Below are 12,298 nucleotides of genomic sequence, written 5' to 3' on the forward strand. Positions count from 1 at the left end.
CTTACATATTCCCCGACTATTTTCTGACCAGACCATGACTTTCCCATTGCTCAATCGCGAACTCGGTGTGCTTGCCTTTAACGAGCGGGTCCTGGCGCAAGCTGAAGACCCTGCGGTCCCCTTGCTGGAACGGCTGCGCTTTGTCTGCATCACCAGCAGCAACCTGGACGAGTTTTCCGAGATCCGCATGTCCGGTTTGCAGGAACAGATCAGGGTGGCGGTGGACGGCGTGACGCCAGACGGCATGTCGCTGCAGCATGCCTACAGCACCATCAGCGAGCGCGCCCAGAAACTGGTGGCGCGCCAGTACGCCTTGTTCAACGATGTGCTGCTGCCGGCGCTGAATGCCGAGGGCATCGCTTTTTACCAGGAGTCGGAGTGGAACGAGGAACAGACTGCCTGGGCCCATGAGTTTTTCAAGAGCGAGCTGTTGCCGGTGCTGACGCCGATCGGCCTGGATCCGGCCCATCCTTTTCCGCGGGTACTCAACAAGAGTCTGAATTTTGCTGTCAAGCTGAGCGGCAAGGATGCCTTCGGCCGCGAGACCGAACTGGCCATCGTGCAGGCGCCGCGGGTGTTGCCGCGCCTGGTCCGGATGCCGGAACATCTGTCGGCGCATGCATACGGTTTTGTGCTGCTGAGCAGTTTCATGCAGCGTTTTGTCGGCGAACTGTTTCCGGGTTTGTCTATCGGCGGCTGTTATCAGTTCCGCGTGACGCGCAACAGTGACTTGTTTGTCGACGAGGATGAAGTCACCGACCTGCGGCTGGCCTTGCAAGGCGAGTTGCCGACGCGCCAGCTGGGCAATGCGGTGCGCCTGGAGGTGGCGGACGGCACGCCGGCTTCGCTGGTGCAGCGCCTGCTGAACCAGAACGGCCTGGCGCCCGGCGATTGCTACCGGGTCAACGGCGCGGTCAACCTGGTGCGCCTGATGCCTTTGCCGGACCTGGTCGACCGGCCTGACCTGAAGTTCACGCCGCATACGCCGGTGCTGCCGAAAGCTTTCGTTACCGGCGCCTCGGTGTTCGATATCATCGACCAGCAGGATGTGCTGCTGCACCATCCCTACGAAAGTTTCCAGCCGGTGCTGGAGCTGTTGCAGCAGGCGGCGATCGACCCCGATGTGCTGGCCATCAAGCAAACCATTTACCGTACCGGCAACGATTCGCCGCTGATGAGCGCCCTGATGCAGGCGGCCAAGAACGGCAAGGAAGTCACGGTGGTGCTGGAGCTGATGGCGCGCTTCGACGAAGAAACCAATATCGGCTGGGCGGCCAAGCTGGAAGCGGTCGGCGCCCATGTGGTGTACGGCGTGTTCGGTTACAAGACGCACGCCAAGATGCTGCTGATCGTGCGCCGCAAACGCCACGCCAAACATACCAAGCTGAAGCGTTATGTGCATCTCGGCACCGGCAACTATCATCCGAAAACCGCGCGCCTGTACACCGACTTCGGCCTGATGACCAACGACGACAAGATTTGCGAAGACGTGCACCACGTATTCCAGCAGCTGACCGGTTTTGGCAAGCAGGTGGCGCTCAAGCGCTTGTGGCAATCGCCGTTCACCTTGCACGCGAACGTCTTGCATGCGATCCAGAAAGAAGTCGACGCCGCCAAGGCCGGCAAGCAGGGCTACATCATCGCCAAGATGAATGCATTACTGGAACCGACGGTAATTGAAGCCTTGTACCTGGCGTCCCAGGCCGGGGTCAAGATCCAGCTGCTGATCCGCGGCGTGTGCGCGTTGCAGCCAGGCGTGCCGGGTTTGTCGGAAAACATCAAGGTGCGCTCCGTGATCGGGCGCTTCCTTGAACATCATCGGGTATTTTATTTTTACGCCGACGGCGAGGAACATGTGATGCTGTCCAGCGCCGACTGGATGGACCGCAATCTGTTCCGCCGTATCGAAACGGCGTTCCCGATCCTGGATGGCAAGCTCAAGCGGCGTGTGATCGAAGAGAGTCTGCTGGTGCATCTGCAGGATAATGCATCGGCCTGGGACATGGACAGCGACGGCAGCTACAACAGGGCCGATCCTGGCGAAGCCACGCCGCTGGTCAGCCAGATCGATCTGCTGTCGCGCTTTTAATTAACGTTTTTAATTTGCGTTTTTAGTTCGCGTTTTTAGTTCGATTTGTGGGCCTGTCCCAGCTTGTCTTCCAGGCGGCTCTGCAAACGCTCGAAGCACAGGCTCAGGCACCAGTAGATCGCCGCGGCCGCCAGGTACAGGGGCAGCGGACGGAAGGTCACGGCGATGATTTCCTTGGTGGCCAGCATCAGCTCCGTTACCGTGATGACCGACACCAGCGAGGTATCCTTGATCAGGCTGATCAGGGTATTGCTCATCGATGGCACGGCGATCCGGATCGCTTGCGGAATCACGATGTGGCGCAGCGTTTGCCAGTAGTTCAGGCCGATGCTGTAGCTGGCGGCCCATTGCCCCTTGTGCACGCCGAGAATGGCGCCGCGCAGGCTTTCCGACAGATAGGCGCCGGCATTCAGGCTGAGAGCCAGGATGCCCGCGGTCAGCGGCGAAAAACTGATGCCTATGCTAGGCAGGCCGTAATAGATCACGAAGATCTGCACCAGCAGCGGCGTGCCGCGCATCAGGCTGACATACACGCTGGCTGGCCAGCGCGCCAGGCGCGCAGGCAGGATGCGCGCAATCGCCAAGGGAAAACCGAGCAGCAGGCCGCCCAGCATCGACGCCACCGCAAACACCAGGGTGTAGCCTACGCCGCGCAGCAAAGTCGGCGCCGCCTGCTGCAGCAAATCCAGTAATTCCATAAGGTCTCTGTTAAATCCGGACTTCCCAGGTTAAAAAAACATCCCCGCGGCGGGCGGGGATGGTGGGTGAGTCAGAAGTGTAGCGCAGAAATTACCAATGCGTTATCAATGCGCTCTCATTGCACGGATGGCGCTTTGCTAACATCGAAACCGAACCACTTGAAGGACACTTGCTTGAAACTGCCGTCTTTCAGGATATCGTCGAGCGCTTTGTTCAGCGCTGCCTCGAATTTCGGATTGCCTTTCTGGAAAGGGATGCCGATCTTGTCGATGTCGCCGAAGGTGGCGCCGGCTTTCAGCGGCAGGTTCGAGCTCTTCAGCAGGTAGCCGACCAGCAGGCGGTCGTTCAAGGCCGCATCGATGCGGCCGCTGGCTAGGTCGGCCAGGTATTCAGGCGAACCGGGATAGGTTTTGACATCGATGCCCGCAACCGCCTTGGCTTTTTGCTCGAAGTTGGTGCCCTGGCCCAGACCGAGCTTGTAGCCCTTCAGCGATTCCAGGGTAGGGAAGCTGCGCTTCTCGTCTTTGCGGACAATCAGCTGCGCAGTCGACAAGGTGTACGGCTGGGAAAAATCGAAGGCTTTCTGGCGCGCTTCGGTAATCCCGACCTGGTTCAGGATGACATCGTATTTGCCGGCGCCGAGGCCCGCCAGGATGCCGCTCCATTCGGTTGTAGTGAATTCCGGCTTCACCCCAAGCTTGGCCGCCAGCAGTTTGGCGACGTCGACTTCAAAGCCGGTCAGTTCACCGCTTTTCGGGTCCTTGAAATTGAATGGCGGATAGTTGCCTTCCATCGCTACTTTCAGGGTGCCGCGGGTTTTGACGGTATCCAGCAGGTCTGCTGCGAACGCATTGAGCGTGACGCCGGCGATCAGTATCGCTGCTGCGATCTTGCTCAGTTTTGAGAGTGTGGCGGCCATTTTTTTCCTTTTTTGGTTGGTGGGCATTGGCTGACGACTATGTTAAGCGGTTTCTCCTGCAAATGTGAAATGACCGTTTCGCCACTCCATATGCACTTATTGTCTTTGCATTTCAGGAAAATATCAGCTATCGGCGGTCTGCGCAATTTTATGACTTGCTACGGCTTGCCGTTTTTCTTGCGCAGGGCCAGATCGCCAGTCAATGCAGCGAATTGCTGGTACAGGCTGGCAACCTGCGGTTGCCACTTCTGGATCGCCTGATATTGCCTGGCGACGGTAGCCATGTCGCCGCGCGCGATGGGGCCGGTGAGGGCGGCGGCGGGGCCGAGCCTGAAGGCATTGGCAGCGCTTTCGGACAGCAATGGCTCGATCAGCTGCAGAGCAAGTTCGGGGCAATGCCGGCTGCCGCATAAGCTTGTTGCGCCACGTCTATCAGCGTTACCTGGTAGTTGGACGCGAAGACCGCGGCAGCGTGGTACAGGGTTTTTTGCTCACGACGGATAGCCACCAGTTGCGCGCCGATGGCGCTGAACGCCGGGCCGAGGACGGCAAGGGCGGCGGCATCGCCTTCGCTGCCGCACCAGGTGCCGGCGAAATGCTCGGCTACCTGTTGCGGCACGGCGAAGCTGCGGATCGGGTGGATGCTGGCGACAGCGGCGCCGCGTTCGGACGCGGCTGCCAGTTCGAGCGACGACAGGGCGCCGCTGCAATGGAACACGATGCTGCCGGGCTGCAATTTTCCGGCGGCGGCAAGGGTGCTGCAGCAAGCAGCGATCTGGTCGTCGCCGGCCGCGATCAGGTAGGCGTCGGCAATGCGCAGGTCGACGCAGGAAGCCGCTACGCTGCCGGCGCCGATGAAGGCGCTGGCTTCCTGCGCGCTGGCAGTCGAGCGGTTCAGGATGTCGAGCAGGGTAAACGTCCGACTGTCGTACCACAGCCGGCCCAGGGTGCGGCCAAGCTTGCCGCAGCCGATGATGCTCAGGGTAGGCGCGTTTGCGCCAGCTGCGCCTAGCTGCCCAGTTGCTCCAGCGCTTCCTGCTGTTCCAGCCATTCCGCCTCCAGTTGCGTCAGTTCCTTGGCATAAAACGCCTGATCGGCGAGCAGCGTCGCCAATTCTTTTTTCTTGTCTTTATCGTAGATTTCTGGATCTGCCAGGCGCGTATCGACAGTATGCTTCTGCGCGCTGCGTTTGGCGATCTGTTCATCCAGGCGCTTGATACGCGCTTCGATAGGCTTCTTCTGTGTCGCCAGCTTTTGCCTGGCTTCCGCTTCCGCGCGTTTCTGTTCCCGGCGGTCGGCATTGTCGACTGCAGCTGCTGCCGCCGGCGCTACTGCGCTGGCGATGGTGGCCTTGCTGCTGGCTTTTGGCAGCGCGGTAGCAGCAGTCCCGGCGGTCGCGCTGTTCTTGGCCGCGAGCTTGGTCTTGAACAGCCAGTCCTTGTAATCGTCGAGGTCGCCGTCGAACGGCGCTACCTTGCCGTCGGCAACGATGATGAACTGGTCGGTGGTGGCGCGCAACAGGTGGCGATCATGGGATACCAGCACCAGCGTGCCCTCGAACTGCGCCAGCGCCATGGTCAGCGCCTCGCGGGTTTCCAGGTCCAGATGGTTGGTCGGCTCATCCAGCAGCAGCAGGTTGGGGCGTTGCCAGACGATCAGCGCCAGCGCCAGGCGCGCTTTTTCGCCGCCGGAAAACGGCGCGATCGAGCTGGTCACCATGGCGCCGTTGAAATTGAAGCCGCCGAGGAAGTTGCGTAGTTCCTGTTCGCGCACGGTAGGCGCGATCTTGCCCATGTGCCAAAGCGGCGATTCGTCGTGGCGCAGCATTTCCACCTGGTGCTGGGCAAAATAACCGATCGACAGGCCTTTGCCGAACTGAGCGTCGCCGCGCAGCGGCTTGAGCTCTTCCGCGATGGTTTTGATGAAAGTCGATTTGCCGGCGCCGTTGACGCCCAGCAGGCCGATACGCTGGCCGATCTGCAACGAGAAGTTGATGCAGGAGACGATTACTTTTTCGGTGACATCGTGGCTGGTCTCGCTTTCAGTGCGGTAGCCGGCGCTCACATCTTCCATCACCAGCAGCGGGTTAGGCGCGCTCAGCGGCACCCGAAACTCGAAAGAGAATTCCGCTGCTGCGCGCAATGGCGCCAGCTCTTCCATCTTGGCCAGCGCCTTCATCCGGCTCTGCGCCTGGCGGGCCTTGCTGGCCTGGGCCTTGAAGCGGTTGATGAATGACTCCAGGTGGGCGCGCTGGCGCATCTGCTTTTCCAGGGTGCCGGCAGCCAGTTCCAGCTGCGCGGAACGCTGGCGTTCGAACGAGGAATAGTTGCCCGAATAGCGCTTCAGCTTGCGCTCGTCGATATGCACGATGACATTCACCACGCCGTCCAGGAAATCGCGGTCATGGGAGATGATGATCAGGGTGCCGGGATAGCGCTTGAGCCAGTCCTCCAGCCAGATGATGGCGTCCAGGTCCAAGTGGTTGGTCGGTTCATCGAGCAGCAGCAGGTCGGATGGGCACATCAGCGCCTGCGCCAGGTTCAGGCGCATGCGCCAGCCGCCGGAGAAGCTGGCTACCGGCTGGTCCATTTGCGCCAGTGAAAAACCGAGACCGGTCAGCAGCTGTTCGGCGCGCGAACGCACCGTGTAGGCATCGGCATCGGCCAGGGCGCTGTACAGCTCGCCGATCAGGATGCCGTTGGAAGTGCTTTCCGGTTCGCTTTCGAGGAACGCCAGTTCTTCTTCCAGCCGGCGCAGGGTGACGTCGCCGTCGATAGCGTATTCAATCGCCGGGCGATCCAGCGCAGGGGTTTCCTGGGCAACGTAGGCCATGCGCCATTTCGAGGGGAAGTCGATCTCGCCCTGGTCGGCATGCAGTTCCCCGCGCAGCAGCCCGAACAGGCTGGACTTGCCGGCGCCGTTGGCGCCGATCAGGCCGATCTTGTCGCCCGGATTGAGGGTGACCTCGACATTGTCGAGCAATGGCTTGATGCCGCGCATCAGGGAAACTTGTAAAAAACGTATCATATCTACTGTCTGCTAATTATCTGTTAACTATCGTGCTCAATGAGTGGCCATGCATGTGTCTGTAACGACATGCAGGTTGTGATGATCTTGCTTGCTGCTTATTTGCCGTCATTTGGGCGCCGGGCCCGCGCGGGCTAGGGCAACTGGTCTGCCGTCAGCAGGAACACCATGTCGTCGCCGGCGCTGGTCGAGACCCAGGTCATTTCCAGGTCCGGGAACGCAGCTTCGGCGAAAGCGCGCTCGTTGCCGATTTCGACCACCAGCACGCCGTCCGGGGTCAGGCGCTGCTTGGCGCCGGCGACGATCTTGCGCACCAGGTCCATGCCGTCGTCGCCGCCGGCGAGGGCGATTTGCGGTTCGCGCAGGTATTCCGGCGGCAGCTTGCCCATCGAACCCGAATTGACATACGGCGGGTTGGTGACGATCAGGTTGTATTTCTTGGCAGGCACCTTGCTGTACAGGTCGGATTCGATCAGCGTGATACGGTCCTGCAATTCATAATCGTCGACGTTGCGGCGCGCCACGGCCAGCGCATCGGCCGAAATATCCGCGGTATCGACGTGCGCCTGCGGGAAAGCGTCCGCCAGCATGATAGGCAGGCAGCCGGAGCCGGTGCACAGTTCCAGGATATTGCTGACCGCTTCCGGGTCTTGCAGCCACGGCGAAAAATGGTCCGGGATCAGTTCGGCGATGAAGGAGCGCGGCACGATCACGCGCTGGTCGACGTAGAACCGGTATTCGCCCAGCCACGCCTCGTTGGTGATGTAGGCGGCGGGGATGCGGTCGACGCTGCGTTTTTCGATGACTTGCAGTACGGCGTCGACTTCATGCCGCAGCAGGCGCGCGTCGAAAAACGGCTCGATTTTATCCAGCGGTAGCTTCAGCGTGTGCAGGATCAGGTAAGCCGCCTCGTCCAGCGCGTTGCTGCTGCCGTGGCCGAAAAACAGGCCGGCGGTGTTGAAGCGGGTCACGGCATAGCGCAGCAGGTCGCGGATGGTGGTAAAGGATTGTGGTGTCATGGCGCGGATAATAAAAGTAAGGCTGGTAACGCAGCGGCTTGGGGTAGCGCTTTGCAAATGTCAGGCGGATTCTAACGGAAATGCCCGGTCGAAAGGGCACAGCGGGCTGAATAAGCCGGGTATCGGCGCTAATTGGCGCTATATTGTCAGGATTCGATCAAGACAGCATTATATCTGAGTGCGTGCAGGGCATTCCGGACATGCTCGCCGGCCTCGGTGCGCAAGGCATGCGGATCGGCTATGCGTTGGCCGTCCTTATCCTTGAATTCGAGCATTTTCTGCTGTTCCTGCTGCAGGATGAAGTCGACCAGCTGGGCCTGGGTATGGCTGCCGTCAAGTTTGGGCAACAGCAGTTTCTGGATGATATTCAGGGGAATCCGCTGGTGCCACAGGCTGGTAGGCATGAATTCCGGGTCCAGTGCAATGTCGGCGCGGGCCGCGGCCAGGGCAACCGGCTTTTCCGCCACGCTGTACGCGGCATCCAGTGCCCGCGTCCGGTAATCGACGGCGCCGCGGATGATCAGTATCTCCATCAGCTTGACCACAGTGCCGATATCGACTGCCGCAGTATCGACTGCCGCAGTATCGACTGCCGCAGTATCGACATCCTGCTCGCGTCCCAGGCGCTGGCGAACGGCGGCAACGATCTCCGCCACGCGCATGGTGGCAGGGAAGCGTTCGCCCAGCACTTGCAGGGCGACCTTGTTGACTTGCCCCGTGATCAGCAATTGCTGGTCGCCGAGCTTGATCGATTGCCCGGCATCGTCGTGGGTGATCGCGGCGCCGCCGCTGTCGACCACACAAGCGTAATGCAACTGCGCCAGCCGGGCCGGATCCAGCTGGTACCTGATCTGGCCTTGCTGTTCCGCATGCACCAGCAGGGTATGGCGGAACTGGCGGTTGCGCAGGAAATCCATATACTGTTCCAGCACTACCTGGTCGTTACCGCATTCGCGCAGCAGCGGCTCGGAAATGTTGCTGCCCAGGTTGCCGACAAACATGGATTGCGTTTCGGCATCCGCCAGGTAAGCGAGTTTGTGTTCGCGCGCACGCGCCATGAATTCGCTCAGGTAGCAGGGCGAGTTGTACGGCTCAAGGTATTCGTGCAGCAGGTAATAATCGTCGAACTGGCCGTTGAGCACAGCGGCATGCTGTTCCAGCACCTGGTTGAGCACGCTGCCTTTGCCAGACATTTCATGCATGAAATTGAACATGCCGCGCGCATGCGCAAGCTTGTCGGCCGGATTCTCATATTTGTTGCCGCGAAACAGCATGGCTTCACGCACCACTTCCTTGAACTTCCAGCCTGGATAGGTGTTGTAGCTGATGATGGCGATGCCGTTGGCCGCCAGGTTTTCAGCGCAGACGCGCAAGATGGCGTCCTGCACCTGCGGCGGCACCCAGCTGTAGACGCCGTGGCAAATGATGTAGTCGAACTGGCCGAGCGCCGGGCCGATATCGGTGATGCTCATGTGATGCAGGGCGATGTTCTGCAGTCCGAGGGCGGCGATGCGCCGTTGCCCGGTCTTGATTTGCACCTGAGACAGGTCGATCCCGACGTAGCGCCCGCCAGGGTTTTGCTGGGCATGCGGGATCAGGTTGCCGCCGGAGGCGCAACCCAGCTCCAGCACGCGCGCATTGCCGGTGCCGGGCGGTTCCAGGCTGAACAGGGTTGCTACCGCCGCCAGGTGTTCCGGCGCGGTGGCCTTGAAAGGATGAGAGGTGTATGGCGTTGCATCGTATGCTTGTTCGACGATGTCTTTTTTTGTATCGGCCATAGGCACCTTTCCGTGATTCAGTGCTGATTGGTGGGCAGATGCCCTTAAGTCGAGGCAGGCGGCAGCAGGTTTTCCAGCGTGCGGCGGTAGATGTTTTTCAGGGGATCGATAAACTGCACTTCGACATGTTCGTCGATCTTGTGGATGCTGGCGTTGGGCGGCCCGAATTCGATCACCTGCGGACAGATTTGCGCGATGAAGCGTCCGTCCGAAGTGCCGCCGGTAGTCGACAGCTCGGTGTTGATGCCGGTTTCGACCTTGATGGCGGCGGCGATGGCGTCGCTCAGCGTACCGCGCGGCGTCAGGAACGGCCGGCCGCCAACGGTCCAGGCCAGGGTGTATTCCAGGCCATGTTTATCGAGGATCGCGTGCACGCGCTGCTGCAAACCTTCGATGCTGCTGGCGGTGGAAAAGCGGAAGTTGAAATCGATCACGACTTCGCCGGGAATCACATTGGACGCGCCGGTGCCGCCATGGATGTTCGACATCTGCCAGGAGGTCGGCAGGTAATATTCATTGGCCTCATCCCATTTTTCGGCAGCCAGTTCCGCCAGCGCCGGCGCCGCCAGGTGGATAGGGTTTTTCGCCAGCTGCGGATAGGCGATATGGCCCTGTATGCCTTTCACCGTGAGCTTGCCGGACATGGTGCCGCGGCGGCCGTTCTTGATCATGTCGCCCAGCGTCGAGCTGGAAGTCGGTTCGCCGACGATGCAGTAGTCGAGCTGCTCGCCGCGCGCCTTGAGTTTTTCGCAGACCACCACGGTGCCGTCGGTGGCCGGGCCTTCTTCATCGCTGGTGATCAGGAAAGCGATGGAGCCGGCATGGTCCGGACGGGATTGCGTGAATTCTTCCACCGCCACCACCATCGCTGCAATCGAGGTCTTCATGTCCGCCGCGCCGCGGCCGTACAGCTTGCCGTCGCGGTGGCTGGGCAGGAAGGGATCGGACTGCCATTGTTCGCGCGGGCCGGTCGGCACCACGTCGGTGTGGCCGGCAAACACCAGCAGCGGCCGCGCCGTGCCTTTGCGTGCCCACAGGTTGGTGACGTCGCCGGACTGGATGGTTTCGCAGGTGAATCCCAGCGGCGCCAGCAGTTCGATCAGGAGCGCCTGGCAGCCTTTGTCTTGCGGCGTGACGGACGACAAGGCAATCAGTTGTTCGGCCAGCGCCAGGGTTTTGCTATCGTTGCTCATATGGGGCATTTTGTGTAGGCTTATTGGCCGAATTATTGGCTGAATATCTCTTGGTACAGCGCATCCGAAAAGCCGACATAGGCTTGCTTGCCGGTGAACAGCACTGGCCGCTTGATGATGGATGGCAGTTCCAGCATCAGGGGAGTGGCGCTGATGCCGTCGCTGATGCCGTTGCGGCGCTGTTCCGGCAAGCCACGCCAGGTAGTGCCCTTGCGGTTGACCAGCGTATCCCAGGGAATGTCCTTGAGCCAGGTGGCGATCAGCTCGGCGCTGACGCCGTCTTTCTTGAAATTATGGAAGGTGTATGCGATCTCTTGCTCTTCAAGCCAGGTGCGGGCTTTCTTGACTGTGTCGCAATTGGGAATGCCGTAAAGTGTAATTGCCATAGATTGAATGCGGTGTGATGCGGATGTTTACAGGTCCAGCGTGAATTCGGTGAAGGTCGCGCCTTCGACGCGTTCCGGTTCCGGCAGCGTCGGCATCGAATTCTTCTTCGAGCTAGGCGTGTGGTTGTTGATCAGCCAGTACAGGTTGCTTGGCGAATCGGCGTGCGCCAGCGCTTCGTCCTGGGTGATGACGCCGTCGTCGATCAACTGCATCAGCGCTTGTTCGAAGGTTTGCGAACCGGGCGCCAGGCTTTTTTCCATCGCTTCCTTGATCTGGCTGATATTGTCTTCTTCAATCAGTTCGGAAACGTGGCGGGTGTTGAGCATGATCTCCACTGCCGGCGTGCGTTCGCCTTTGACGGTGGTGACCAGCCGCTGCGAGACGATCGCAGCCAGCGTCGACGCCAGGTCTTCCAGCAGCGCTGGCCGGTTCTCCAGCGGGTAAAAGCTGATGATGCGGTTCAGCGCGCGGTAGGTATTGTTGGCATGCAGAGTCGATACCACCAGGTGGCCCGACTGGGCATAGGCCATGGCGGCCGACATGGTCTCCTTGTCGCGGATTTCGCCGATCAGGATGCAGTCCGGCGCTTGCCGCAAGGCGTTCTTCAGGGCGCCGCCGAGGTCGGTGGTGTCGCTGCCGATTTCACGCTGGTTGACGATGGAACGATGACTATGGAACAGGAATTCGATCGGGTCTTCCAGGGTCAGGATATGGCCTGCCTGGGTCTTGTTGCGATAGTCCAGCATCGAGGCGATGGTGGTCGACTTGCCGGAGCCGGTGGCCCCGACCACCAGCAGCAAGCCGCGCTTGCGGCCTATCAGCTCGGTCAGGGCGGGCGGCAGGCGCAGGTCTTCGAAAGCCGGGATTTCATACGGAATATAGCGGATCACGGCCGAGATGCTGCCGCGCTGGCGGAACGCCGATAGCCGGAAACTGCCGACGCCGGGCACCGGCAAACCAAGATTCAACTCATTGTTGCGCTCCAGTTCCTGCAAGCGCTCGACAGACAGCACTTCCTTCAGCAGCATCTGGATCGTGTTGTCATCCATCGCCTGCTGGTTGACCGGGACCATCTGGCCCTTGATCTTGAGATGAATCGGCGAACCGGGCGCCAGGAACATGTCCGACGCCTCCTTCTCCTGCATCAGATGAAACAAGCGATCCATTGCCATCAAAAAAACTCCTCA

The 12,298-nt window shown here is 60.4% G+C and carries 11 protein-coding genes; 1 reads left to right on the forward strand and 10 read right to left on the reverse strand.

The window, feature by feature from the left end; all coding sequences use genetic code 11:
• Nucleotides 1-34: 34 nt before the first annotated feature.
• Nucleotides 35-2,089, forward strand: a complete 2,055-nt coding sequence (gene ppk1, locus CFter6_RS07405; protein ID WP_061539379.1) for a polyphosphate kinase 1 — start codon at nucleotides 35-37, stop codon at nucleotides 2,087-2,089.
• 35 nt (nucleotides 2,090-2,124) lie between these two features.
• Here ppk1 and CFter6_RS07410 read toward each other — a convergent pair whose 3' ends face one another.
• From CFter6_RS07410 to CFter6_RS07450, 10 genes are all read right to left on the reverse strand, one after another.
• Nucleotides 2,125-2,787, reverse strand: coding sequence for an amino acid ABC transporter permease (locus tag CFter6_RS07410; protein ID WP_061539380.1), 663 nt, complete (start codon nucleotides 2,785-2,787; stop codon nucleotides 2,125-2,127).
• Between the two features lie 116 nt (nucleotides 2,788-2,903).
• The gene (locus CFter6_RS07415) at nucleotides 2,904-3,707 is read right to left on the reverse strand and encodes a transporter substrate-binding domain-containing protein (protein ID WP_061539381.1); all 804 of its coding nucleotides are present in this window, start codon (nucleotides 3,705-3,707) and stop codon (nucleotides 2,904-2,906) included.
• Between the two features lie 158 nt (nucleotides 3,708-3,865).
• Complete coding sequence (locus CFter6_RS26760) at nucleotides 3,866-4,069, reverse strand: DUF2520 domain-containing protein (RefSeq protein ID WP_335340310.1); 204 nt, start codon at nucleotides 4,067-4,069, stop codon at nucleotides 3,866-3,868.
• A gap of 8 nt (nucleotides 4,070-4,077) precedes the next feature.
• Entirely contained in the window at nucleotides 4,078-4,758 is a 681-nt protein-coding gene (locus CFter6_RS07420; protein ID WP_335340311.1) for a Rossmann-like and DUF2520 domain-containing protein, read from the reverse strand.
• Nucleotides 4,716-6,734 (reverse strand): ATP-binding cassette domain-containing protein, encoded by a 2,019-nt coding sequence (locus CFter6_RS07425; RefSeq protein ID WP_236904565.1) that lies wholly within the window; start codon nucleotides 6,732-6,734, stop codon nucleotides 4,716-4,718. The genes CFter6_RS07420 and CFter6_RS07425 overlap by 43 nt, the downstream gene beginning before the upstream one ends.
• A gap of 134 nt (nucleotides 6,735-6,868) precedes the next feature.
• On the reverse strand, nucleotides 6,869-7,753 hold the full coding sequence (prmB, locus tag CFter6_RS07430) for a 50S ribosomal protein L3 N(5)-glutamine methyltransferase (RefSeq protein ID WP_061539382.1): 885 nt from the start codon (nucleotides 7,751-7,753) through the stop codon (nucleotides 6,869-6,871).
• A 146-nt stretch (nucleotides 7,754-7,899) separates the two neighbouring features.
• Nucleotides 7,900-9,531 carry a methyltransferase regulatory domain-containing protein gene (locus tag CFter6_RS07435; protein WP_061539383.1) on the reverse strand — a complete coding sequence of 544 codons (1,632 nt, stop codon included), beginning with the start codon at nucleotides 9,529-9,531 and terminating at the stop codon, nucleotides 7,900-7,902.
• A gap of 44 nt (nucleotides 9,532-9,575) precedes the next feature.
• The gene (gene dapE / locus CFter6_RS07440) at nucleotides 9,576-10,724 is read right to left on the reverse strand and encodes a succinyl-diaminopimelate desuccinylase (RefSeq protein WP_061539384.1); all 1,149 of its coding nucleotides are present in this window, start codon (nucleotides 10,722-10,724) and stop codon (nucleotides 9,576-9,578) included.
• 32 nt (nucleotides 10,725-10,756) lie between these two features.
• Nucleotides 10,757-11,110, reverse strand: coding sequence for an ArsC family reductase (locus CFter6_RS07445; protein ID WP_061539385.1), 354 nt, complete (start codon nucleotides 11,108-11,110; stop codon nucleotides 10,757-10,759).
• A gap of 27 nt (nucleotides 11,111-11,137) precedes the next feature.
• Nucleotides 11,138-12,283, reverse strand: a complete 1,146-nt coding sequence (locus tag CFter6_RS07450) for a PilT/PilU family type 4a pilus ATPase (protein ID WP_061539386.1) — start codon at nucleotides 12,281-12,283, stop codon at nucleotides 11,138-11,140.
• Nucleotides 12,284-12,298: the final 15 nt, after the last annotated feature.

This window comes from Collimonas fungivorans, from assembly GCF_001584145.1.
GTDB lineage: Bacteria > Pseudomonadota > Gammaproteobacteria > Burkholderiales > Burkholderiaceae_D > Collimonas > Collimonas fungivorans.

What these genes read in the sequence shown, in the direction of transcription:
- CFter6_RS07445 (WP_061539385.1), bottom strand. Translation starts at nt 11,110, where the DNA reads ATGGCAATTACACTTTACGGCATTCCCAATTGCGACACAGTCAAGAAA.
- CFter6_RS07415 (WP_061539381.1), bottom strand. Translation starts at nt 3,707, where the DNA reads ATGGCCGCCACACTCTCAAAACTGAGCAAGATCGCAGCAGCGATACTG.
- CFter6_RS07435 (WP_061539383.1), bottom strand. Translation starts at nt 9,531, where the DNA reads ATGGCCGATACAAAAAAAGACATCGTCGAACAAGCATACGATGCAACG.
- CFter6_RS07450 (WP_061539386.1), bottom strand. Translation starts at nt 12,283, where the DNA reads ATGGCAATGGATCGCTTGTTTCATCTGATGCAGGAGAAGGAGGCGTCG.
- prmB (WP_061539382.1), bottom strand. Translation starts at nt 7,753, where the DNA reads ATGACACCACAATCCTTTACCACCATCCGCGACCTGCTGCGCTATGCC.
- dapE (WP_061539384.1), bottom strand. Translation starts at nt 10,724, where the DNA reads ATGAGCAACGATAGCAAAACCCTGGCGCTGGCCGAACAACTGATTGCC.
- CFter6_RS07410 (WP_061539380.1), bottom strand. Translation starts at nt 2,787, where the DNA reads ATGGAATTACTGGATTTGCTGCAGCAGGCGGCGCCGACTTTGCTGCGC.
- ppk1 (WP_061539379.1), top strand. Translation starts at nt 35, where the DNA reads ATGACTTTCCCATTGCTCAATCGCGAACTCGGTGTGCTTGCCTTTAAC.
- CFter6_RS07425 (WP_236904565.1), bottom strand. Translation starts at nt 6,734, where the DNA reads ATGATACGTTTTTTACAAGTTTCCCTGATGCGCGGCATCAAGCCATTG.
- CFter6_RS07420 (WP_335340311.1), bottom strand. Translation starts at nt 4,758, where the DNA reads ATGGCTGGAACAGCAGGAAGCGCTGGAGCAACTGGGCAGCTAGGCGCA.